The sequence below is a fragment of the Pseudoalteromonas sp. NJ631 genome, assembly GCF_000276645.1.
Taxonomy (GTDB): domain Bacteria; phylum Pseudomonadota; class Gammaproteobacteria; order Enterobacterales; family Alteromonadaceae; genus Pseudoalteromonas; species Pseudoalteromonas piscicida.
The window spans coordinates 15,159-39,553 of sequence record NZ_AKXJ01000009.1 but is presented as its reverse complement, the minus strand read 5'-3'; the positions used below and the strand labels follow the sequence as shown (position 1 = coordinate 39,553).

Annotated in this window: 23 protein-coding genes; 5 read left to right on the top strand and 18 right to left on the bottom strand. The window is 45.4% G+C overall.

The window, feature by feature from the left end:
* Positions 1-146 precede the first annotated feature (146 nt).
* The 5 genes from A587_RS0115230 to A587_RS0115210 all read right to left on the bottom strand — a co-directional run bounded on the left by A587_RS0115230 (position 147) and on the right by A587_RS0115210 (position 6,073).
* Positions 147-383, bottom strand: a complete 237-nt coding sequence (locus tag A587_RS0115230) for a hypothetical protein (protein ID WP_010376548.1) — start codon at positions 381-383, stop codon at positions 147-149.
* 58 nt (positions 384-441) lie between these two features.
* Positions 442-1,713 (bottom strand): sensor histidine kinase, encoded by a 1,272-nt coding sequence (locus A587_RS0115225; protein WP_017218287.1) that lies wholly within the window; start codon positions 1,711-1,713, stop codon positions 442-444.
* Complete coding sequence (locus A587_RS0115220) at positions 1,691-3,040, bottom strand: sigma-54-dependent transcriptional regulator (RefSeq protein ID WP_017218286.1); 1,350 nt, start codon at positions 3,038-3,040, stop codon at positions 1,691-1,693. The genes A587_RS0115225 and A587_RS0115220 overlap by 23 nt, the downstream gene beginning before the upstream one ends.
* 61 nt (positions 3,041-3,101) lie before the next feature.
* Positions 3,102-3,953: a D-hexose-6-phosphate mutarotase gene (locus A587_RS0115215; protein ID WP_010376554.1), complete on the bottom strand. Its 852-nt coding sequence runs from the start codon at positions 3,951-3,953 to the stop codon at positions 3,102-3,104.
* Positions 3,954-4,114: 161 nt separating this feature from the next.
* Positions 4,115-6,073, bottom strand: a complete 1,959-nt coding sequence (locus tag A587_RS0115210) for a methyl-accepting chemotaxis protein (RefSeq protein WP_010376557.1) — start codon at positions 6,071-6,073, stop codon at positions 4,115-4,117.
* Positions 6,074-6,341: 268 nt separating this feature from the next.
* On the opposite strand from A587_RS0115210, the gene A587_RS0115205 reads away from it, so the two are divergent.
* A complete protein-coding gene (locus A587_RS0115205) occupies positions 6,342-7,637 on the top strand; it encodes a porin (protein ID WP_017218285.1) in 1,296 nt (431 codons plus the stop codon).
* Between the two features lie 101 nt (positions 7,638-7,738).
* Here A587_RS0115205 and asnB read toward each other — a convergent pair whose 3' ends face one another.
* From asnB to A587_RS0115180, 5 genes are all read right to left on the bottom strand, one after another.
* Entirely contained in the window at positions 7,739-9,754 is a 2,016-nt protein-coding gene (asnB, locus tag A587_RS0115200; protein ID WP_017218284.1) for an asparagine synthase (glutamine-hydrolyzing), read from the bottom strand.
* A 9-nt stretch (positions 9,755-9,763) separates the two neighbouring features.
* Positions 9,764-10,834 (bottom strand): aspartate/ornithine carbamoyltransferase family protein, encoded by a 1,071-nt coding sequence (locus tag A587_RS0115195; RefSeq protein WP_010376561.1) that lies wholly within the window; start codon positions 10,832-10,834, stop codon positions 9,764-9,766.
* A 109-nt stretch (positions 10,835-10,943) separates the two neighbouring features.
* Positions 10,944-12,365: a sodium:solute symporter family protein gene (locus tag A587_RS0115190; RefSeq protein WP_017218283.1), complete on the bottom strand. Its 1,422-nt coding sequence runs from the start codon at positions 12,363-12,365 to the stop codon at positions 10,944-10,946.
* Positions 12,362-12,793, bottom strand: coding sequence for a hypothetical protein (locus A587_RS0115185; RefSeq protein WP_017218282.1), 432 nt, complete (start codon positions 12,791-12,793; stop codon positions 12,362-12,364). Before A587_RS0115185 ends, A587_RS0115190 begins: the two co-directional genes overlap by 4 nt.
* A gap of 142 nt (positions 12,794-12,935) precedes the next feature.
* Entirely contained in the window at positions 12,936-14,183 is a 1,248-nt protein-coding gene (locus A587_RS0115180; protein WP_017218281.1) for a Zn-dependent hydrolase, read from the bottom strand.
* 233 nt (positions 14,184-14,416) lie between these two features.
* On the opposite strand from A587_RS0115180, the gene A587_RS0115175 reads away from it, so the two are divergent.
* On the top strand, positions 14,417-14,827 hold the full coding sequence (locus A587_RS0115175; RefSeq protein WP_017218280.1) for a YbaN family protein: 411 nt from the start codon (positions 14,417-14,419) through the stop codon (positions 14,825-14,827).
* Between the two features lie 99 nt (positions 14,828-14,926).
* On the opposite strand, the gene A587_RS0115170 is transcribed toward A587_RS0115175, so the two are convergent.
* The 6 genes from A587_RS0115170 to prs form a co-directional block, all read right to left on the bottom strand.
* The gene (locus A587_RS0115170) at positions 14,927-15,466 is read right to left on the bottom strand and encodes a carboxymuconolactone decarboxylase family protein (RefSeq protein ID WP_010376566.1); all 540 of its coding nucleotides are present in this window, start codon (positions 15,464-15,466) and stop codon (positions 14,927-14,929) included.
* Between the two features lie 204 nt (positions 15,467-15,670).
* On the bottom strand, positions 15,671-16,546 hold the full coding sequence (locus A587_RS0115165; protein ID WP_017218279.1) for a retropepsin-like aspartic protease: 876 nt from the start codon (positions 16,544-16,546) through the stop codon (positions 15,671-15,673).
* 66 nt (positions 16,547-16,612) lie between these two features.
* The gene (locus A587_RS0115160) at positions 16,613-17,992 is read right to left on the bottom strand and encodes a sensor histidine kinase (RefSeq protein WP_017218278.1); all 1,380 of its coding nucleotides are present in this window, start codon (positions 17,990-17,992) and stop codon (positions 16,613-16,615) included.
* The gene (locus A587_RS0115155) at positions 17,989-18,684 is read right to left on the bottom strand and encodes a response regulator transcription factor (protein WP_017218277.1); all 696 of its coding nucleotides are present in this window, start codon (positions 18,682-18,684) and stop codon (positions 17,989-17,991) included. The genes A587_RS0115160 and A587_RS0115155 overlap by 4 nt, the downstream gene beginning before the upstream one ends.
* Positions 18,685-18,798: 114 nt before the next feature.
* Complete coding sequence (locus A587_RS0115150; RefSeq protein WP_017218276.1) at positions 18,799-20,394, bottom strand: nicotinate phosphoribosyltransferase; 1,596 nt, start codon at positions 20,392-20,394, stop codon at positions 18,799-18,801.
* Positions 20,395-20,405: 11 nt separating this feature from the next.
* Positions 20,406-21,260 (bottom strand): ribose-phosphate diphosphokinase, encoded by an 855-nt coding sequence (gene prs, locus A587_RS0115145; protein WP_017218275.1) that lies wholly within the window; start codon positions 21,258-21,260, stop codon positions 20,406-20,408.
* Positions 21,261-21,348: 88 nt separating this feature from the next.
* On the opposite strand from prs, the gene A587_RS0115140 reads away from it, so the two are divergent.
* Positions 21,349-22,140 carry an NUDIX hydrolase gene (locus A587_RS0115140; RefSeq protein ID WP_017218274.1) on the top strand — a complete coding sequence of 264 codons (792 nt, stop codon included), beginning with the start codon at positions 21,349-21,351 and terminating at the stop codon, positions 22,138-22,140.
* A 21-nt stretch (positions 22,141-22,161) separates the two neighbouring features.
* Here the strand turns inward: A587_RS0115140 and A587_RS0115135 are convergent, their stop codons facing one another.
* On the bottom strand, positions 22,162-23,019 hold the full coding sequence (locus A587_RS0115135) for a LysR family transcriptional regulator (RefSeq protein ID WP_017218273.1): 858 nt from the start codon (positions 23,017-23,019) through the stop codon (positions 22,162-22,164).
* 89 nt (positions 23,020-23,108) lie between these two features.
* Here A587_RS0115135 and A587_RS0115130 point away from each other — a divergent pair, with 89 nt between their 5' ends.
* Positions 23,109-23,339 carry a DUF2798 domain-containing protein gene (locus tag A587_RS0115130; RefSeq protein ID WP_017218272.1) on the top strand — a complete coding sequence of 77 codons (231 nt, stop codon included), beginning with the start codon at positions 23,109-23,111 and terminating at the stop codon, positions 23,337-23,339.
* A complete protein-coding gene (locus tag A587_RS0115125) occupies positions 23,320-23,622 on the top strand; it encodes a putative quinol monooxygenase (RefSeq protein WP_017218271.1) in 303 nt (100 codons plus the stop codon). Before A587_RS0115130 ends, A587_RS0115125 begins: the two co-directional genes overlap by 20 nt.
* 227 nt (positions 23,623-23,849) lie before the next feature.
* Here A587_RS0115125 and A587_RS0115120 read toward each other — a convergent pair whose 3' ends face one another.
* A complete protein-coding gene (locus A587_RS0115120) occupies positions 23,850-24,236 on the bottom strand; it encodes a hypothetical protein (RefSeq protein ID WP_017218270.1) in 387 nt (128 codons plus the stop codon).
* Positions 24,237-24,395: the final 159 nt, after the last annotated feature.

Genomic DNA, 24,395 nt, shown 5'->3' with positions numbered 1-24,395 from the left:
TTCCTAAATAAATCCAGTTGCGCTAGCTTAACAAGAGATATAAAGAAAAAGTGTGCTTTTTAGTAACAATTTCTTGCGCACGCTACACCTTAAAACGTCTATTTTGAGGCAAGCAACATGTTAGTTGCTCTAAATGCGCGTAATTTTCAGTGTTTTTGTGGCTGTGCGAGGGTGATAAACAGGCTAAGTACCCCTAGAGACACAGCAAACACAAAAAATACCACGGTTGAACTCAACCCAGCCTGCCATTTTGCCGCAGCGATTAAACCCGCGCTCAATAACACCGCCAACTTTGCCTTGGTATGTGCATGTGGGTTGAATGATTTGGAGTAGCTATACGCCATAAAGATAAAGCCGCTGGCCAACAGATAAGTGACTAACATGGTAGCTCCTTGCCAAGGTTTTGAAGGAACTTCAATTATATGCTAATGATAATTATTATCAACAAGGTAAAGTGATTTTTATTAATCCACCTAGGTCGGTGTTATGACAACTCAGTTGTCCATCGTGTAACTCTACAATGGTGCGACTAAAGGTTAACCCTATTCCCTGCCCACCTTCTTTGGTGGAATAGAAAGGTGTAAGCATGTTATCTAGGTTGGCAAAGCCTGGGCCATTGTCTTGCACATCAATCACCGCTTGTTGCTGCTGATAATAAGCATGTAGCGTCAACTTGGCATTTTCACCACTGGCCTCAATGGCATTTTTAACTAAGTTAATCAGCACTTGCTCAATTAAAGCTTTATCAAGATTGAGCGTATTCACGGTGCAATTTACTTGGATGTCGGTATCCTCAAATAGCGCAGCAACAGAAGACAGTAACAGCATGATGGAGACTGACTCCCGATCTAACCTTGGGGTTTGCGTAACCTTGGCGTATTGGCTCACAAATTGTTGTAAATGCTGACAACGCTGACCGATTACTCTTAGCGCATGCTGCTCTTTTTCGTCCTTCGCTCTTGCCAATAGGATTTGCGCTAAGGAGCTTACGGGTGTCAAACTGTTGTGGATCTCATGGCTTATTACTCGGATTAAATGTTGCCAAGCAGCCAGCTCCTTTTTACGTAATGCCTTGGTAATATCGAGTGCGACTAGTAAAGAAAACTGCTTACCCTCTTGAAGGAATTCACTGCTTTGCAGCTGCCACCGAGATTGCTGCGCTGTATCTGCAAAATGCCAGTGATTGTCTTGTTGCACCAGCCCAAACTGAGCCGCGCTTATTCCCTTACACTCTAACCAAGGGCGATGATAAAGCGACTCAAATGCACCATTGGCATAAGCAAGTTTGAGTTTTTCGTCAAACATCATAATAGGCGTATTAAGGCTATCTATTAACTGATAAATGATAAACTGCTGACTATGATAGCGGCGCTTTTGGCTGTGAAGCTGTGCACTTAAGGCAAGCAAACGCTGTTCAAACTCAGCTACCACGCCCGCTGTATAATGTGGCTTAATGGTTTGAGTAAAATCACTTTGTGCAATCGCTTCTAGCTGCCAGTTAGCACGCATGGCAATACGTTTAAGGTGAGACAACAGTATTTTTTGTAACCCGCCCAATAGCCCCAACACACCAACCGATACAGCCACAACCCACATTACCTCAAGCTGTAATTGCAGAAGCAGCAAAGTCAGTAAAACCGTACAGCTAATGGTTAACAGCGTACAGTAAGCCCCAAACCGCCACTCAGCGCTAGCCAGATGTTTTAAGACCATATTTTTCCAAACGCCGATAAAGAGAAGAGGCCGTGAGCCCAAGTATTTTAGCAGCTTCTGCGACATTGCCTTGAGCGCGTTGCATCGCTTGCTCAACCATTTCTTGCTCCACTTGTTGCAAGGTCTTACTTGGCATATCACTGGCCACTTTAGGTGCGGCGGTAAAGCGTAGTTGGCAATCACTGAGCTCAATCTGCAAGCCCTCAGCCATTAACACGGCACGCTCCATAACGTGACTTAACTCACGCACATTGCCGGGCCAAGCGTGTTCAATCAACGCAGCTTTAACCGCTGGGCTAAGTTCACGAATTGGCTCACCATACTGCGCACAAAACTTAGCGACAAAATACTCAGCCAACGGCACGATATCGCCAAACCGCTCGGCGAGCCTCGGCACTTCAATCACAATCGTGTTGATGCGATATAACAAGTCTTCTCGGAACTCACCGGCTTTCACTAAAGCGTCTAGATTGGTATTGGTTGCGCAAATAAGTCGGCAATCCGCTTGTTGCGTCTGACTGCTACCCACAACTTCATAACTGCCATTTTCCAGCACCCGCAGTAATTTTGCTTGTAAAGGAAGTGGAATAGTCGCAACTTCATCCAAAAATAATGTGCCCTGCTTTGCCATCGCAAAACGACCAACACGATGCTGCTTTGCATCTGTAAACGCCCCTTTGCTGTGACCAAACATCTCACTTTCGAATAATGACTCTGGCACTGCGCCCATATTCACTTCAACCCAAGGTCCTGCTGAACGATTAGACTGTTGGTGTAACCACTGAGCGAAATGACTTTTGCCCGCGCCACTTGGCCCAGTAAGCAGCACCCGAGCGTCGGTTTTTGCTACTTTTGCAAGCTGCTTATATAAAGATTGCATCGCCTGAGAGCGCCATTGAAACGCGCCACGCTCGCTGTGTTTTGCTACGATACTCGCTTGCTTCAATGATATTTTGAGTTGTTGCTGCACGGCTTGCAACAGCTGCTGATTGTCCCACGGCTTTTCGATAAAGTCGCTCGCACCAAGCTGCATTGCAGATACCGCTAACACGACATTTCCCCAACCGGTAATACAGATCACAGGCACATTAAGGTTGGAGTCACGTAGCCAGCGCAAAAAGTCCAATCCTTCATTGCCTGAAGTGGTATCTCGGGAGAAGTTCATATCGAGCAAGGCTAATGACACTTGCTTAGCGGTGATCAGTGGTTTGGCAAGCTCTAAGGTTGCCGCCTCAATTACATTGAACCCTTGATCTTCTAAAAAGAATACGGCGCTGAGGCGTACTTCGGCGTTATCATCGATAACCAGTATTGTGGGCTTTTCCATAGAGAGAATTTTTATTGTTATAGAGTTTCAGCGGAGCAAGGTGTGCTCCGCGAATATAAAATTATAACCAACGGATGATAGTACTTAGGGTATGGCTTTCACCCGGTGCAAGTTGCACGGCATCGTCCATTACGTTACAAGCTTCTAAACACAACATCTTGTGGTATTCATCATCATTAAAGTTACTTAAACGCTGTGACTTTTCAATCCATGGATTCCAAAGCACACAAGAAGTTGAGTTTTCACGTTTTACTTCAATAATGCCCGCAGGCGTGTTGATGGTTTGTACTGGGCTTGCTTGGGTGTATACCATATCGGTTTCGCGGGCAAAGCCAACCACTTCGGTTTGCTCAAATGGACCTTCATCAAACTCGATATATTTCGCGCCTTGTAACCCGTCTACCGTGGTATTACTGACTTCTGGCGTTGGAAAATACGTATGTAAGGCTTGCGTTAACGTAAATGGCGCATCACCAGTATTGGTATTGGTCAGTCGCACTTCAAGCTTGTCTGATAACACAAACTCGACCTCTAATTGTGACGTGTGTGGCCAGTATTGCGCTTCAACTAAAGTCATTGGTAGTGTGAGTTTAACGGTAATTTCATCGCTTTTTTCTTCAACGCTGTGTGCGCGCCAAAGTAGCTTGCGCGCAACCCCATGAATTGGCCAATCCGCTTTGCTATGTACGCCAAACCAAGGCCAACAGATTGGAATACCACCGCGTACCGGTTTGCCTTCAAGGTAATCTTCCGCCTCAGAAACCCAAATTAAATTGCCTTTACCTGCTGGTGTAAACTCGGTAAGTTGCGCGCCCTGTAAAAAGATCTTTGCTTGGCAAAATGCACTGTCTACCCAAATATACTCAAGTCCGGACTCGGTGCGCTCGATTGAAACTGAAGGTGATAATTCCATGGTGATTCCTACGTCAACTCAATGATATGCCTACCTTACCACTTAAATACTACGAGTAAACTGTTATCCATCCAATTTGAAAGTTATTCAATTATACCAATGCGGTAGCACCGCGAGAGTGTTGCTCTCACGGTTTATGGAACTTGAGGATTGGGCTAAAGCTATACTTTAAATTTGCCCACCAGCTCAGTGAGCGTGCTCGACAATGAATGTAATCTCACGCCATTTTGATTGGTATTCACAGCGATATCACTCACGCTATCCGCGGCATTTTTAATTTCCACCACGTTACGATTAATGTCTTCAGCAACATGTTGCTGCTCTTCAGCTGCGGTGGCGATTTGCGTGTTAAGGTCGCTAATATTGACAATCGCTTGGGTAATTTCACTAAATTGTTGTTGCGCTGAGTTTGTCAGTTCAACCGTTTTCTCCGTGCGCGTTAGGCTGCGCTTCATTTCTCCCGACACCATTTCTGTCATTTTTCTAAGCTTATCAAGCTGAGAAGCGATTTCTTCCGTCGATTCAGAGGTACGCTGCGACAACGCTCGCACTTCATCGGCCACGACAGCAAAACCGCGGCCATGCTCACCTGCCCGTGCCGCCTCAATCGCCGCATTTAATGCCAAAAGATTGGTTTGTTCTGCTATGCCTCGGATCACGCTGAGTATCGACATAATATTTTCGCTTTCGGTGTCGAGCTGCATGATATCTGCGGTTGCCTTGTTGATCACTTCAGATAATGTTGTGACGCTCTCGACAGACTCTGTGATCACCCTTTGGCCCAGCTCAGATGCTTGTTGAGTTTGTCCTGCCAGCTCAGCCGCATTGGCGCAGCTTGCCGCCACTTCGTTTGCGGTTGCCGCCATCTCATTAATTGCGGTGGCAGCCATTTCAAGCGCTTGCTGCTGTTGACTGGTAGCGCCCGTGAGCTGATCAGACTGAGAAGCGGTTTGTCGTGAGGTTTCATTAACTTGCTGCGCACACTCATTAATTTGCGTTACCAGCTCAGCAATGAGATTTAAAAACAAATTAAAGCTCGTCGCCAGTTTGCCTGTTTCATCCTGAGCTTTAATGTCTAAACGCTGCGTTAAATCACCACCGCCTTGCGAAATTTCAGTTAAGCCATCACTCACTTCTACAATGGGCGCTGAGATCAACTTAGAAATATAACTTGCTAGCAATAAAAATACGGTGATCAGGACGGCACTTAGAATCAATATCGTCAGCGTCATCGCATTGGCTGCAGCCATTACCTCACTTTTTTCAACTAAACCAATAAACTTCCAGCCTAATTTGGGTGCTGTATAGATGTTGGCAAAGTAGTCTTGCCCATTAATTTCGAGCTCAAATAGCCCATCTTTATTTTGAGCCAATTCACGATAGCGACCATTAGCAATGTCTGCCAACTTTTTAAATCTATGTTCGGAGAACTTGGCATCGACCAACACATTTCCGGTGTCTTCCACTAGCATTAAATAGCCGGTCTCGCCCAATTTGATATTGCGGATGATTTTGGTCAGCCCTTGCAATGACACATCCATACCTTGGACACCCACGGTTTGACCATTGGCAGTTATCGCTTTTACCGTCGACACAATCACCATATCATCCGGCGCCCAATAATAAGCGCTGGTGCGGATCGTCTCGCCATTTCCTGATTGTCCTGTTTGATACCAAGGACGCTGCCTAGGGTCATAGTTTGCATTCACTTCACCTAGAGGCCACTGAATATAACCACCTTGCTGATTTCCCATGTAGATATAGGCAATGCCGGGATGCGTGTTACCAAAGTGCTCAAATAACGAATATGCTGCTTGCTCTGTTTTGCTTCCAGCTTTGGAATTAAGTCGAGTGGTGCTGGTTGAATCCATATAAGTTTTTACGTCTTGCTGCGCACTCAAGACCTGCGCATGGGTTGCTAAATAGTCTACGTTTTTTGCAATTTCATCAAAAAACATCTGGATACCATTCTCAACCTGTAGCGCCTCTCGATCACTGAGCTCCGAGAAAGTCTCTATCCCCTGCTGCCTAGTTTGACTGATAATAAGCCCCGCGATGATTAACAAAGGAAGCGCGATTGCCGTTGCGAAAGACAGCTTTAATTTTTGCGATATATTCATGAATAAACACCATTTCACAGATAGTAAAAATATAGTGAGGGTTAGGCTATTGAGCAAGAATGACATACAAATGTGATCACTTGTTCGTCTTATATTCATCTTAGGTATGGTTAAATGTTGGGTAACTTTGAGGTCAGATAGGCCGCAGTGTTACTATAGATAATTCAATCAAGGACCATAAAATTTATTTGCTTTCTGCAATGATAGCTTTGGTGGTCTACAATTTGTAAGAGGTTTTTGCGCTCAACCATTTAACAACGGGACAACTATGTTAAAACTTTCAACCATCTCACTCGGATTAGGTCTAGCACTTTGCTCTAATTCAGTGCTTGCCGAAAACTCAGAAATTGACGCGTTAAAGCGCCAATTGGCTGAACTTCAGAAGAAACTCACGCAGCTAGAACAAAAAGAGCAGGCGCGAGCACAACAGGAAAAAATCGCTAAGGCTGAAAAAGCCGAAGCAAAAGCTGAAACTAAAACTCAAGTTGCAGCAGCTGAAACAAAACCGACCATCAAAGTCGGTGGCGCGATCAGAACAAACTACAGCCATACGTCTTATGACGATGACAACAAGAACCGTGGCGGCGATTTTGACTTCGATATTTTCAGATTAAACTTTTCTGGCAATGTCGGTGGCTTTGGCTTAAATGCCGAAATCCGCTTTTTCGACTATATGACTGCGGTAAAATACGCTTATCTCGACTATGACTTTGCCGACCATTGGCAAGCTCAGGTTGGTATGACTAAAGTGCCTTTTGGTAACTCACCTTACAATTCGCACAACTGGTTTTTTAACACCACCTATTATATTGGTCTTGAAGACGACCACGACATGGGGGTGGTATTTAAACGTAAAGTGGCGGACAACTGGCAGCTTGACCTTGGTTTTTTCAAAAACGATGAGCTAGGTGGTGTCGATGGTTACGTGGATGACCGCAGTGATCGCTACTCTTATGACGTGGTGGGTTTCCGTAAAGCGGGCGATGGCGTTTATGACGACCCAACGCAACCAATCGGGGAATACAACACCTTTGTTGGTCGCTACGCGTATCATATTGAACACAATGGTGGCACAACTGAAATTGGCGTCTCTGGTCTTGCCGGTGGCCTTCACGATGGTAATGACCGAGCAGGTGATTACAACGCGTGGGCACTGCATTTAAATAGCAACATTGGCCCTTGGAATTTACAGCTACAACACGGTGAGTACCAGTACGATATTGACGATGTAAACCGTATGGCAGTAGGTGCTTATGCGTTTTATGATTCCATCGCAGCAGAAGCCACTATGTCGAACTTTAATGTAGCGTACAATCTGCCAGTTGAGTTCGGTCCAATTACTGATCTGCAGTTTTATAACGACTTCGGTATTATTTACGACAAATCTGACAACACCGAAGACACTTGGATGAATGTCACAGGTGTGTCACTCGCTGCGGGTGCATTCTTTACCTATGTTGATCTAGTTCACGCGAAAAACCAGCCGTTTATTGGTGGTTCAATCGCGGGCGATAGTGACGAAAGCGAGCGTCGCTTCAACATTAACTTCGGTTATTACTTTTAATCTTTGGGATTAATCTTAGGTATTAAATCAAAAAGGCGATGCACTAGTTGATGCATCGCCTTTTTATTACCTTATTTCCTGTAATACCAATAAGACCAACGTTAGTTTGTGGCAGCTCTCCAACCTAGGCGCTCCGCTTCAGTGGCGGCAAATTGTGGTAAATCTGCGGCAATAAATTGTTTGTGGAGTATTTGCACACCAAGTAAATGATTGATCACGGCATCTAATTGCACTTTGAGTGAATCATCGGCGTCTGGTGAATCATGTAACTCAAATAGCGCATTTACCGCTTCAAAGTCTAATAAACCTGCGGCTTCTACAGCTTGTCTAGATAAGTACTTATCAGCCAACACGCGCATTGCAGCCCACTTTTTCTCATCTGAGTGCGCCGGTGGCGCCATAAATGCAAATTTCTCACGCTCATACAGTACTTCTGGCAGCAGCCCTTTCATCGCTTCACGTAACACATACTTTTCTTTACGGTCTTTAATGCGATATTGCGGGGGAATAGTAAAGGCAAACTCTGCGAGGTGATGATCCAAAAAGGCAGGCCTTGCCTCCATCGAATTGGCCATGTCGACCCTATCTCCACCCCAAGTTAATATTTGCCCTTCAAGCATGGTTTTAATCCATACATACTGGGCTTTGTCGAGTGGATGACGGGACTCTAACATGGCATCATCTAAAGTCTCAGCGATTGCTTTGCCTGCGTCATAACCCGTGAGTAGTTCTCTGTGTTCGGCGGCAACGAGTTGATGGGCAAAGTGACTGCATGACAGCCAAGGCTGTAAACAGCTCGGCGTAAAGCCTACAACTTCGTCTAATGCTGCACTATCGTATTGCTCACGGGAGAGCATGGCACCCTTAAATAATTTATTGCTGTCTTCCAGCATGGTTTGCCACTGGGCTTTTTCGGTGTCATCAAGTTCATCTAAGCCATATAAAAACAGGTCTTTTCTAAATGCGGGATAACCCGCAAAAAGTTCATCGGAGCCCTCTCCGGTCATCACAACTTTATAATTAGACTCGTTAACTTGCTTACTCATCAAATACTTAGCAACACCAAGCGTGTTATAAATGGTTCGTTCGGTATGCCATAAAGTTCGCTCAAAATGGCCATATAGCTCGTCGCCACTTAACGACATAATATGATGATCGGCCTTGGTCGCTTGTGCCATCTGTTTTGCAATTGGCGTTTCATCGTACTCTGCACTATCAAAGCCAATGGTAAAGGCCTTAATTGGTGCTTGTGCCGCAGCTGAAGACAAACCCAAAATGGCGCATGAGTCTATGCCACCACTTAAGTAACAACCTACCGGAACGTCTGCGGTGAGTCTCAACTGCACCGCTTCTAGCAGCTGTTTGCGCACGCCATCAATGTAGTATGCTTCATCTTTGCTATTTAAATACGATTGCGCCGTTGGAAAGTTAATATCCCAATAAGGTCTATCTTCAATGCTAAAACCTTGTTCGCTTCTGGTGATGCTAACAACATGTCCAGGTTTGATTTGATGTACATTCGCAAACGCCGTGCTGCCGGGCACCATGACTTGGATCAGTTGATGAAATAGGCCTTCACTTGAGAATCGGCGCTTAACTTTAGGGTTGGCAAACAGCACCTTCAGTTCTGAGCCAAACACAATTTCGTCTTCTGTTTGGGTGTAGTACAAAGGCTTAATACCAAAGCGGTCTCTCACTAAGTGCAACGTATCGGTTTGTTGGTCATACAACGCAAACGCAAACTCACCGCGCAAATGCGTCAGCATCTCATCGAGACCAAGCTGCTGATATAAGTGCATAGCAATTTCTGAGTCGCTTTTACTTTGGAACCTTGCCCCTTTTGCTACTAGTTCAGCTCGGATCCGCGCGTAATCGTAAAACTCGCCATTGTGCGCCAACATTAGACGCTTATCAGAACTAATAAAGGGCTGTCGACCTCGTTGCTCGTCGAGGTCGATTATCGACAGTCTGGCGTGACTAAATCCCACGCCAGCCATTTGTTTATAGCCAAAACCATCGGGACCACGATGATGTTGAATGGCTGCCATGTTTACCAATAATTGATTATCTATTTGTGTTTGCGCTTGCGTTGAAAAAATACCAGCAATTCCGCACATAATATCTCCCTAAATCACATCCATCACAGTACTGGCGCGCTGCACCATACAGGTCAATAAGGCTTGGCGTAAAAAGACGGCACCACGTGCCTGACTAAAATACCAATTGTGTGGCGTGGCATCTAAACTGGTGCACAACTCTTCACCTCGAGCCAGAGGATGAAGCACTATCGCATCGGGCTTAAAGGGGGAATCTGCACTTAATTTAAATGACTTTCCATAGGTTTCGAAGCTTTCACCAACCCATGCAATGGAATTGATATACACCACATCAAGCTCAGGTAAAACGGCGTTCAAGTCATGGCCGATAGACACTTTGACCCCCGCCTCCTCTAGCTGGGCTAATTGCTCGCTCGACACCGCTTCCTCGACACTCTCGTCGTAGAGCAGGAATATTTCGTCCACAATGCGCGGAAAATGCGTAAACATTTTCAACAGGCTACGCACCGTACGCATTTGGCTCGGCACACCAATCACGCCAATTTTTATAGGACTAAAAGCTTCACTGTCAGGGAGTAATAACGACGGCCGCCATTTGAAGATAGTGTAGAGATCAGACATCGCTTGTGTTGGGTGCTCATCAATGCCATTACCAGCGTTGATAATTGGAATGCGTAGGCTGTGGATCATCTCTTCAATAGACTCCACTGAGGTGTCGCGTAAGACGACACAATCGCCATAATTATTGAACATCTCAGCGACATCTTGCAGCGACTCCCCTTTCGCGATGCCCGTTGAGGAGCGATCAGTGATCGACATAATGTCGCCCCCTAAGCGGTGCCATGCACTTTCAAACGACAGACGGGTGCGGGTGCTGGGTTCATAAAACGCACTGATCAAAATTTTGCCACTAAGCGGCGAGCTGAACCTTGCAGGATTACTTTCATACTTCGCGGCGAGGCGAAACAACTGGATCAGCACATCTCGGTCAAGATGGTCGACACTGATAATGTGCTTATTCTCCAAACAATGCAGCCTGTCACCGTCTTCTTGTATCGCTCTGAGTAATGCTTTGGGATGTGCATCCCCGTAAACATCCGGTTGCGCTCGATTAAACTCTACTTGCTGCGCACTTACCATAACTGCCTCTTTTTAAAATCAATAAGGAACATAACGACAAGGACAACAGGACATAAACAACTGAGCACTATGGCCAGCCAAATTAAACTAGAAAATGCGCCCAATGAGATCATACATCCTCCACTTTGCTTTGCGTGCCCAACGCTTGCCAATGGAATGATTGCTGACTAAAACGCCAAGCAATCACACAAATTAATAACGACACCGCACAAGAAACTAATGCAGCGACATAAAAACCAATATAAAAATACCCAATCAAACCTGATACCGTACCAAGCAACATAGCCCAGCCAGCGCTATTTCCCGTCATTCGCGCAAAGTACAAACCAAATATGATAGGCCAAATGGTGCTGGCGACAAAAGCGCCAGCGAAGTTCAACAAGGCACCCAGCGTGGCGATTTTTGGTAAACATAAGAGCCAAGTCACGACGCCGAGGATGACAATAATCCACTTAGCACTTTTTAAGCGTTCACTATCGCTCGCCTTTGGTTTGATGTATTGCAGGTAAATATCTTGATTGATGAGATCTGACGTTGCGGCGAGCAAGGAGTCCAAACTCGATGCCAGCGCTGAGAACACCACAATGAACAGAATGATCGAGCCGGTATAGCCGAGCACTTGGCTTGCAACCAAGGGTCCCACCATATCGGCGCTAGCGGGATACAAGCCTAAACTCGGCGCTGCCAGCGCAATAAACCCTGTCACGATGGGGATCGGTAGCCACAGTAGACCTGCGATAAAATACGCCTTTTTGCCCACTCCACCTTTAAATGCAAACGCCCTTGACCACCATACGTTGCTGTGAAAAATCTCTCCTAAACCAAAAAAGATATTGTTGAACAAAAACATCACAGCAGCAGGAAAAAGCAGGTCGAGTAGTTTAGGATGGTCACTACTGAGTTTTTGATGAATTGGTTCAAGCCCAACATTCATCGCCACGACAATGGCAATTCCGACGACACCTGCCAAAATAATAATGGCCTGTAGAAAGTCCGTGGCGATCACCGCTTTTAGACCGCCAAACAGCGTGTAGACCACACACATCAGCAGAATAATAGACATACCAAGGTGATAATCTAAGCCACTTAGGGTGTGTAGCAAAATGCCACCGGCCATGCCTAAGCTAACGAGCCAACTCATGGCATACACGAAAGAGATCAGCAAAAAGACCCACCAAGAGAAACGCCCAAACCGCAACCGCATAAAGTCGCCACTGGTGTAGCCGTGGGGCAGTAAAGTTTTGATGCGTTGGCTAAGCGGCGCAAATAGCAGCAATCCGAATGCGGCACAGGCGTAGCCAATCATGCCCCAAATACCAAACTGATAAGTGAGCTGTGGCGCAACTAAAGTGGTGTTACTGGTGACCCAAGTTGCCATCGCAGTGGCGCAAGCAAAGGCCAACCCAACATTTCTACCGGCCAGCGCAAATTCATTATGTGACTGTACGCGCCTGCCAATCCACCAGCCAAAAAATACCCATAGCAAAGCAAACGCCAGGGCGAGACCGAGCGCCAATGAAGCATTTATCATACGCTTTCCTTATCGTGCATTTGCTTATTACCCACCACAATCATTCCTACAAGCAGCACAAATAAGCACAAGCCCAATACAAACAGTGCAAGCGCCAGCGTTAACTGATGATGTTTGACTGTAAATGAGACCGACGTTTGTGCCGAGTTAGCTGAGAGCCCACCTAAGGTAGCGAGATAATCACCATCAGCCAAGCCACTAATGGTTACCGCTTGTTGAGTCGGCTGAAGCGAAAGGGAGAGGGAGTAAGGTTCTGAAAGATGTTGAATAGATAGCTGTGTTGATTGCTGTAGAGGTGGACCTGTGCGCTCAATGTGTAGCGTAATAAACCCAGCAGTCACGACCTCATCGCTCACCCTCAGCGAGGCGGCAAGCCCATTAAAGCTCGCAGCAAGTAAGACTAAGGTTACTACTCGGGCGATCCACATCCTCATAATCCCTAACTGCGGTTATCCAAGTCCGAATTCGCCGCAAGTTTTGCTATCCACATTATTCTAGTAGTAACAAAGACTAGCCCAAGGATCAAATTTGTCTAGTAAAACGCCACCCAGCTTGTTCCTCAATTTACATTTATTCTTTTGTTTCTATTGCTCTTTTTTGAACACATTGCAGCAGCAAATTACTCCCTGCTTCAACATCATGCCAATGACTCCATTCGTCTGGCGCATGGCTAACGCCATTGAGTGATGGAATAAATATCAGCCCCGTGGGACACACTTCTGAAAAAAATTGGCTATCGTGACCAGCACCACTTGGCATGATTTGATAATTCAGCGACAAGGCCTCTGCCTGTTGACTAATAAATTCAACCATCTCAGGTGTGCACTTCATTGGAGACAACCAACTCACCTGCTCGTATTCAAACATTAAATGGTGTTTCCGAGCGATGGCTGAAAGCGCTTTTCGACAGGCAATTTCAAGGTTCTCCATCACCGTTTCGTCCATATCACGCGCAACGATGGTGAAATCCACCTCTCCAGCAATCGTATGTGCAAAACCCGGCTTTAATTCCGCCTTACCGACGGTGATCCTCGTGGTATCCGTACCGTCCTCTGCAATAATGCGATCTAACTGGTAAGCAAAATCAGCCAGCCCCATAAAGGCGTCGCTACGCATCTCCATGGGGGCTGTGCCTGCGTGGTCGGCTTTCCCAATTAATTTCACCATCCATTTAAATACCCCTGAAATCCCTTCCACCACGCCAATCTGAATGCCTTTTTGATCAAGCACGGGCCCTTGCTCTATATGTAATTCAAAAAAACTATTTATTTGCTCAGGTTCCAGTCTTGCATTCAGTGCATCCATAGGGTCTAACCCTTGCGCACGCATGGCATCGCTAAGCATACAGCCATCCGCATCATGACTTGTGAGCAATTGGTGAGGCGTTAATTTTCCAGTGAGCGCTTGCGCCCCGATCATGCCACCAAAGCGCCCTTCTTCTTCGCTGGTACCGATGACCCAAATCGGCCTATCTAATTGCACATTGTGCTCTTTTAAAATACGAATACACTCAAACCCCGCAATGACGCCCAAGGTTCCATCAAACATACCTCCTGCCGGTACGCTATCAAGATGAGAGCCGATGATCACCGCGGGTTTTGCTGCAATATCCGGGCTGGTCATTTCAATAATCACATTGCCAGCGCCATCCATACGACTCACAAATCCTTCGCTTTGTGCGCATTCCATCAGCCATTTACGCGCTGCAAAATCCTCATTGCTAAAACCTTGGCGATAAATTCCCTTATCTTCATGGTTATAGCCGAACTCCGCGAGCGCAAATAAGGTAGACTTAAGACGTTCTAAATTTACTTGCATACTTTGCCCCTCAACGTTTCAGTCGCACTACTTCCTTGTATTTAACCTGAGATCAGATTCGCTATTTTAAACACTAACGTCCGACTGATAATCTCTTTGCTTTAGCTTAGTTGAAAATTCGCGAATTTCAGCCGCTGTGATATGCTTTTAATAATTGGCTTCTGGTTAACAATGTTGGTTCAGGTCATCGTGATGCGCTGTCAGTTCAGCACTCCCGAAATATGAGGATGCCTATGCGTAAAAAAATCCCCTTATTCAATCGTTGTTTTTGGCTTCATGTTGCTGGCATCGTCTTTGTTGGTCTTGGCTTTATCGGCATGGCACTGCCTGTTATGCCTACCACCATCTTTTTTATTCTCGCTCTTGCTTGCTTTACCCGTTCATCTCCCAAGCTAGAAAATTGGCTGCTCACCCACCCCAAATTTGGCCCGAGTCTGGTTGCATGGCGGCAACATCAGGTGATCCCCATAAAAGGCAAGATTGGCGCTGCGGTTGGTATGAGTGTTGGTTTACTGGCTTTGAGTTTCAGTAGCGCGCCTGTTTGGGTAGTGTGGTCCGTTGCGATAACTGAGGCAGCCGTACTCAGCTATATTTTTACACGTCCTTCGGTCATCCCCGTGGATGTAAAACAGCCACATTTATAACAAAATATTAGTGGGAATGAGCACTCAGATAGGCTCACAGCTTGGCGGTTTGGAAAGCGAGTAAATACCTAGTAGAGAGGCTAAATGCCTCTCTACTGATCAGCTAAACGCTTTAAAAGCATCATCCAGCGGAGTATGCGCGATATGATTCACGTAGTTACTCATCACTTTTTGACTTAACGCTAAGATAATTTCCAGCAGATTTTGTTTAGTATAACCTGCGGCAAAAAACGCTTTCGTTTGTGCATCGCTCAACTTGCCACGCTCGCGCAGCATTTCAAGTGTAGTGGCACGCAGCACTTCTAGTTTCTCATCGCCAAGTGGTGCTTGCTCACGCAGCGCTTTGACCAATTCATCACTTACTTTCATTGATTTTGCGATGGCAGAGTGAGCCGGCACACAGTAGTGACATTCATGTTCTACATTAATCGCTTGCCACACCACGGTTTTTTCATCGTTATTAAACGAGCTATTTAAAAAAGCCTCATGTAACACTTGATAGCCATGCAGATGCTCTGGTGATTCCGCCATCACACCATGAAGATTCGGAATACGTCCAAACGCTTGCTGGGATTTCTCAAGTAATGGTTTACCTTTTTGTGGTGCAGTTTCTACAGTATGGATTGTAAAGTCAGTCATCAGTTGCTCCTCTTGGTGCATTTTGTATTGGTATAACCTGAGCTCTAACTAACCTCAGGGTAACTACTCATTGGCTGCTAGACTAACCTTACTTGAATGATCATTCAAATAACTATTCGCTATAGTAAACACAATAACTGTCTAAATTAATATGAAATTTAATTAGCTACTGACTGGTCGAGCGTCAAGCCAGCAGCGTTGGGATCAAAAGTAAATTTTGTTCTCAGCGTAGTCGATAATGAGCTTATCATCGTTAAAGTTACTTAAACCCAGCAGGATAAACGGCTCGTCTTTATACCCAAGCACCTCAAACACTGGCATATCCGATAAGTGGCTTTCGGTATTGATGATTTCCTTGCCTCCTAAGCTAAAGCGCAGTGATCCTATGGCCACCTTTTTAGTTGCTTGGTCGTTTAACCCGCGGCTGATATCTTCTTCGCCCAGCGTTAATGTTAGTTTATTGGCCAAGTGTGAGTTGATGTAATTGGTTGGAGCGCCGGTATCAAGCACGGCGTCTACTTCTACGCCATTAAAGCTTGCTGTCAGCTTGATAAAATTGTTATCTATTTTAAAACTTTCACTCTCCAATCCCTGTGTCACGCTACTTGGGCAAGCCCCTTGATACAAACTCAGCTCATTATTTTTAAAATCAAACACATTACAATATTGCGACATATATCCATGCCCCAAAATTCCAGGCAAGACGCCTTCCACATCTAAGCGGGTCATATCTTTAAATACATAAGGAAGCGACTCTGCTGCTAAGTGGCCGACGCTGGTGTGGTCTATCGTTGCCAATACTAGCTCAGAGCTGCCACTTGCGCCTTGCACGTCCATTTTGCTTAGCTTATCTTCTGGCAAGGCAAGTGCTGCTTTCAGATTAACCGGTAAAATACCAACATTCGCAGCGCTGTCTAAAATCATAGGATGGGTAACCGTATAGTTAAGCGTTGCCATCGCATAGGCATGACCTTTCTCGGTGTACTTCATCGGTAAAGTGAGCGATTGTGGCGCGGTAGACGCGGTGTTCCCACAGCCAACGGTGGTAAATGCCAATGCTGATAAAATAATTGCTCTCATAATCTTGCTCTCAAACTGTTGATGTCGTTGTTGAGCTAACTATGCCGAGCAATTGTCAAGCAATTATCAAGTTAGTCGAGAAAACCGAAGTGAAAAGCTAGCGCCTTGATTTTCAGTACTGGTCGCGGTCAATGTCGCGCCCATCAGTTCAGCAAGTTGACGGCAAATTGGTAAGCCGAGCCCCAAACTGGATGTATCATGGCGTGATGCCTGCACTCGGTAAAAACGTTCAAATACTTGTGTTAATTGAGTAGGAGACATACCCTGCCCGCGGTCAGTGACCGTGATAACCAGTTCATTGTCCTGATAATGTAGATGTAGCATCACAATGCCGCCATCAGCGCCGTATTTAAACGCATTATCGAGTAGATTCACCACTATCTGTCTGACTCTTCCAGCATCGAGTGTCACCGTTACGCCCGCTTGAATATCCGCTGTTAACGCCACACCTTGCTCCTCTGCTTGCGCTTGATAACGCACCAAAAGCGAAGTCATCAACTCAGAGACATTCACCTGTGCAGGTGACAAAGTCAGCTGCTTTGACTCGGTTAATGATAATAAACACAAGTCGTCGATAATACGGTTAACGTTGTGAAGGTCTTGGGTTATCACCGCTAACTGAGCCTTATCCATCGGGACTATACCGTCTTCCATCGCCTCCAAGCGCGAACGAATGCCGTTAAGTGGTGTTCTAAGCTCATGAGATAAGTCGGAATTCATTTGTTTATACTGCTGATGCAAACCTTGTAGCCAAGCAGCAAGATTATTGAAGCTACTAATGATTTCACCCACTTCATCATGGCGTTTTAGCGCTAAGCGGGTGTCTAACTCGCCCGATTCTATCGCCTTAAAGCTACGTTTGAGCTGTTTAAGTGGCGACAAAAAGTACCATGACCCCAACCAAGCCAGTAATGCTGCAATAATCGATAAGATGACCAAAGTAAGCATAAAATCGTCCAGCATAGCTTGCTGCAGCGCTTCCTTTTCAAACGACCTATCTAGCAATACCTCAGGTAACCAAAACAACTCACCATGTGGTGATAACGCATATTGCGCCTCATTAAATTGCACCACAAACGCCGCGACACCGGGATGATGGATAGCAAATTGATGACCGGATTCGACCTGCTCGTAGTCTATGGTGAGCTCGGGGTTGAGGATCTTTACATCCGCTGTTGAGTTAGCATCTCGCCAGATAAACAGCTGCTCAGGAAAGGTTGATGCTAAAAACGTTAACGTCGCGTCTGGGCTCGCAAAGGTTTTGCCAGCCAATGCTTCTTCCACTAAGTCATCATCAAGCAATGAATCACCAAACGTTACCGCACTTTGCTTATTAAATGCTAAAAAGGTGCGCTCGGCTGAGTTTTTAGATAGTTGATAGAAGCTCCCGAGTAGCGCAAAGGTACAAAGCGCCACGAGTAAGGTAAATTTGGTTTTTAGCTTCATGAAGACACCTTACGCGCGATAAATTGATAGCCTTGCCCGTAACGAGTGGCGATAAACTTGGGCTCAGCCTTACTGTCACCTAGTTTTTTACGCAAGTTAGCCAAGTGAGTATCGACTGCCCGATCCGTAATAGGCGCATCACTTCCCCATACTTGTTCAATTAATTGCGCCCGACTAAATACTTGTTGCGGTTGCTTGGCCATGGTCAGTAATAACTCGAACTCCACAGCCGTTAACGCTGGTGTTTGCTGTGTTACCGTTACGGATTTGCTCTCAAGGTTGATACTTAAGCCATCAAACAACAAAGCAGCACTCTGCTGACCTCGATAGCTACGCTTACATAGTGCCTTTGCTCGTGAGATCACTTCTCGTGGGCTGTAAGGCTTACATACATAATCGTCCGCACCAAGCTCAAATCCTTCAAGACGATCGGTTTCAGACACTTTGGCGGTCACCATAATGGTAGGAATGTTGCGCGCAACGGCGTCTTTGAGTAGCTCACGACCATCACCGCCAGGTAGCATGACATCTAAAATAGCGAGTTGAAATGTTAGATTTTGCAGCGCCCTATGGGCATCTGGGGCGTTATCGAAATGGACAACCTGCATATCCGCTTGTGCCAGATATAAACGTAAGATCTCGGCACTGCTTGGGTCATCTTCTACATATAAAACTGTATATCGGTCAGACATAGGGAGGCGCTTTTTGTACTGATTGTAATTATTAGCTGTACAATTGTGAAGCACAAAAGTCGCGATGGCTGGAACCTATCGCGACCAAAAAATAATTGAGAACAACAATGGAATCTAACTAATTTGCGCGCTGATCAAAGCTCTGATCTCACTCAAAGTGGTTTCCTTTAGTAATTTTCCATCTTCAAACACCACTTCTAACAAGCCTTGCTTTTCTTCTTCCTCGGTGACATTGTCCTTGCAGATCAACTCACCGTTTACGCGTTCTACTTTCAGCAGTCCCTTTGCTGAGCGCTTTTTGCTGTCGGTTTTTGGCTCTTTAAAAATTGCCACACGCTGGTTATTTTTAACCACACTAGTTGCTTTTACCGCAGAGCCATGGGTATCGCGGGTGACATATTGGTAGCTGTATGAGCCAATGCCTAGCACCACTTTGGACGCAAATCCTTTGTCCATCAGTCGCTGTAGAATTTGACGCTGACGTTCAAGGGTAATTGCATCACCATATATTGCGCCAATATGCTCATCTAGCAATTTAAAGCCTTTATCAGTCATAGTGCCACCAAAGGTGTCCCAGAGACATTCAATCAGTCCTTTTACTTCACACTCTTGCAGCTGCGTTGAGTGTGGATCGACTGAATAGTAATTCCCCTGCCAACGATACGCTTCAAAGCCATCTGTCATTGCCATTTCTTGCGCTTGCTGCTGAGAGTCAACCAACTCGCTATATTCTGATACTGGTGAGACACAATACCCAGTCAGGATTTTCACCGGATCTCCGGAGTCTGGACGGATCACCACAGTGCCATCACGCGCCATGATCTCTGCTTTTAATTCTGGCAAATACTCAGTGACTAGCTTCCAAAAATCCCAAGTATCAGAGACCACACTGAGGATCCCAGTCGGTGACTGCTCACGCATCAAATATTGGAAAAACTCGATTTCACCTTCTTGGATCCAAGAACAGGTTACAGAGTGCTCGGTTGCATCTACTGAGCAGCCAACCAGCTCTTTGTCGACATCCGCGCCATAGTACTTTTCAGCAAATAGTACTGCTGGGATGGTATCCGTCCCTACAAGACCAGACGCAAGGTGACCGAAACCACTCATAGCCGCAGCGTGCTTACCAAACATGCCGCGAAAACTAAAATCATGACCCTGAAACGGCACGATCTCCTGAGGTAAACCGGTTTTTTGAGCAAATTCTCGGAACACTTTTAAATATGCAACTGAGGTGGTAGCGCTCGTTTGGATTGGCCAGTTTTCGCAGCTTAATACCGTCTCAATCATATTGGTTAGCCATTCAAATCCAGGCTTAGTATTGACCACAGTGATGGGCGGCACCTGATACGGCACTAAAGTCCCTTCTGGCAGCGCTTTAATCCTCAGCGGTAAATAGCCTAAGTCGTGTAGCGCCTCGAGATAACCCACGTCTACAGGATAGCCCAACATTGCTGTCATGATCCGTCTATGATTTGCCACAGCGGTGTGCTTGTCTGCTGCAAAAAAGTCTTGCCACTCTTCTTGTAAGTAACTTTTGATAAAATACTGCAGCCCCACAAAAGCCACTTTATCGTTATGTGCAACATTGCTTAACTTGCCGCTGCGCGAGGTAAAGTTTGCATAAACCTCTGTTACTTCGGGGTGATAAGCGCGGCTGTGAAATTCTTTATAAACGTCTTTTTGCATACTTGCTGCGGTAATTGTCATGGCAATGTTCCTTATAATTCAATCATGTTGAGTTGCACATCGTGGTGCTCGGCTAAGTCGCCTGTATCACGGCACGAATTAGTCGTGTAAACGGTATCGATCAGTCCACTAAAAACGCCTAATCCTTGAGAGAAAATACCGTGTGTTACGTAAAGCGCAATTGAGTTAGCGCCTTGTGCTTTTAGTACCTTAGCAAGCTCAGTGAAGGTTCTACCACCATCGCAAATATCATCAACGATTAGTAAATCTTTACCCTTTACCTCACCAAGTACCTGCGTTTGTACAATCTCCCCCGTTTTAAGGTTACGTACTTTTTGTGCTTGGATCACCTCAACTTCACCACCAAAATGCTGCGCAATTTTCAGTGTTTTCTTACTCGCTCCAGCGTCTGGTGAAACTAAACTGAGTGCACCGCACTGCAACTGTTGCTGTAAAGCCGGACACTGCGATATCAATGTCGTTTGTTCAACATTCTCCACTCGCTCAAGGAGTGCAGGTACGACGTCGCTATGTGCATCCCACACGGTGACTTTGTCTAGCGCCAGTTGATTGATAAGTGACGCCATCACTTTTGCACCTAGCGCCTCACCCGTTACGCATACTCTGTCTTGGCGCGCGTAGGGGAAATAGGGTAACACTAATTCTATTGGCGTCCGCGCCAAACAAAGTCGCTTCAATGCATCCACCGCCATCAGTAAACGCATGATATGAGAAGAATTGGTCACTCTGGCTGTGATTTGAACTTTTTCGCAATCACGGAAATCAAATGCTTTGAAACGAATATGCTCTTCCCCACCTGAGAAGGTAAATGCTTCATATTGAACATCTTTTTTGTTTCCAGAGAATTCATAACTCGTGACTTTCATAACCTTTCCTTAATAATGTCCCTAAGACACAAATAAGGTATCAAACATTTTTTGATCAATCAACAACTTTATGTCTAAAGGACATTTAATGTTTATTTTTAACATAGGGATATTCAGTATATTTGCCATACTGGCTACAATTGTTTATTGTGTCCAAAAGACACAAACTAAAAATATCATGAGCCCTGATTACGATTTAACCCAATACCAAAACCCACTGTTCACGGTAGACAGCGTGTTATTTACAATTTTGCAGGACAGCTTAAAAGTGCTGCTGGTGAAACGCGCTAACGCTCCCTTTAAAGGCCGCTGGGGATTACCTGGAGGGTTTGTTGATGTTGAACTGGATGACAACACGGATATGAGCGCGCTGCGTAAGATCAAAGAGAAAACCAGTGTCGCCCCACAATACCTTGAACAACTTCAGGCCTTTTCTGGGATCAATCGTGATCCGCGAGGCTTTAGTGTTACCTTGGTTTATTACGCCTTGATTTCACCTCAGCAAGTGGCAACGCAAATTGACTCGGTAGATGATGTGAGATGGGTGGATCTTAGCGAGATCCCAGATCTCGCCGTGGCTTTTGATCATAAACACATTATTGAAAAGGCCAAGGCAAGGCTGCAGCAAAAGGCGTTATATTCCATGATCCCGGTTTATTGTTTGCCTGATCAATTTACCATTGGACAACTCAAAACCGCCATTGAAGCCATTATCGCCAAACCCATTCAGCGCAAGAGCTTGGTAAGACGAATTGAAGCCTCAAACATGTTTGAAGCACTGGATGAAAAGGTCAAGTCAGGCGGACGTTTAGCACAGCTCTATAAGCTAAAGCCTGATGTCGATATTGTGCATTTTGAGCGAAATCTGAGCTTAGGATAAAATGCGATTGTGCGGTGTTCATTACAGAGCTATCACTGCCCCTTGCAGATAATCAAGCTCCTGACACCGCATTTGCAGTAACTCAATAAAATCTCTGGTATGAGTCGGTGGAGTTCGTTGATTTGGCCAAAGTGCGTAGATGCTGCGAATAAATTGGCAGTCACCGATATAGCTAAATGCGGTTTGAGATTGCGCTGCCAACGCTGCAATTTCTGTCATCGGCAATACGCCCGCACCGTTAGCCGAGCTTACCAATTTACGCACTAAGGTAATATCACCCACATAAGAGACGTGGCTAAACTGCGCCAGTAGTGCTCGCCACGCATCGGTTGCAGGCAGTTGCGATGCTTTAAAGGGCAAAAACAAGGTTTTTGTAGTCGCAATCTCCTTGGCTACCACCGCTCTTACCGCAATTTGCCCCAGCCGCTTTTGATAGACGCTTGAATCATCCAGCTCCCCAACTCGCACGGTTAAATCAAACCGCTTTTGGCTGAGTAAGGCCACGCTATTGGCAGGCTCCACATGCAACTGGATCTCAGGATGCTGGGCCTGAAACGATTGCAGCGCATTATACAAAGGACCAATCATTAAGTTTTGCGGACATAACAGATGGAAAGTGGACGCTTCTAGTGTTGATAGCGCCTCACTTTGCGCTTGCAAGGCGAGCAAAGACTCCGCCATTTTATCCACCACCGCCTGACCATGATTTGTTAATGTAAGTCCTCTGGCGCTACGCAGTAAGAGCGGATAACCGAGTTTGTCTTCCAGCGCTAACATCCGCTTAGATAAGGTCGGCGCGCCTATGCCAAGGTCTTCTGCCGCCTTGGCAAAACTTCCTCGGCGGCTTACCTCAACAAAGAGTCGTAAGTCATCTAGCATAGTTATCTCCGCAATCTTAGCTTTCCATTTTTGCCATTCTGATCGGCTGGCAATTCCCTACAATCATACCAACAGCCAAAGGAGGAAACATGCAAAAACTCATTTTTACATTACTGCTGTCATTGTGCCTGTCGTTTATGGTGTCTGGATGGGTCACGTACATCAATTTGGGATTAGTGGCAGACTTCACCACGCGATGGGCGCATGCCTTTGCTAATGCTTGGCCAGCTTCTTTTACCGCCGCCTATGTTTTATCAGCCCCAGTTACCGCCGTTACTAAACGCATTATGGAGAAATACCATGGCCAACAGCCACAATAACGTCAACTTTATCGCCCATATCACACCTAAAACCGAGCACTATCAAGATTGTATTAACGCCATCCAAGAGATCTTGCCAGCCACTCGAGCAGAAGTAGGATGTTTACGCTTTGAACTTTATGAAAATGAAAACCGCACCCAGCTTACCTTAGTTGAGCGCTTTATCGATCAAGCCGCATTCGATTTTCATCATCAGCAAGCTTACACCAAACAGGTATTTACACTGTATCAAGGATGGTTGGCAAAAGCGGTAGATATAATCCCTTTATCGCCTATATGGTAATTAAAGTGAGAATCATCAAAAAATTGAAAGGATCGAGAGGATACTTATTTATTGCCTACCTACTTGAATCAACTTTTAGTGGGGTCATTGTATAATTCAGTGGTTTAATAAGATATAGCCGTCATGACTTTGCCAAAGCTTTTATCACTGTGTAGTCAAGATAGCTAATATAGAAGTACTTAAAGCAATGGAAGGTGCGCACACTTTCCATTGCGAAATAGCAAAGCTTAGAAGTTTAGCATTTTTTTAACATGACAAACTTGAGGTAATACATTTTTTTGCACCTCAATTTGTACTCTATCACCTTCTGAGATAGTCGCTGCGATGTTCGTTACTCTTTCAAGAGTAGCAGGATCGCTGTAGCTTGAAGTGCCATTCATTACGCAGCGGAACTTACGTCCATTAGAGTCTTGAGCATTTACCGTTAAATGGTTTTCGCTCACATTCATAGAGAAAGTGCCTGCTTGGCTGTGGTTTAACACAACATCAGCAGTTTGGATGATCACACTACCATAATCTACTTCTGTGATTTTTACTTCAGCAGCAGAAGCCGACCCAGTAGATACACCTAGCGCTAAAACGGTTGCACCCAAAACTTTGTTTAATACTTTCATTGTATATTAGTCCTTTATACATTTATTAAATTTAAAAGCCCTTGAAATTTAAGGCATTGCAAACCTAACACATAACAAATTTAAATAAAACAAAACAAGTTTAAATATTTTTTAACACAACACGTAACTAGTTTAAGATTCAATTTGAACAAGCTCACG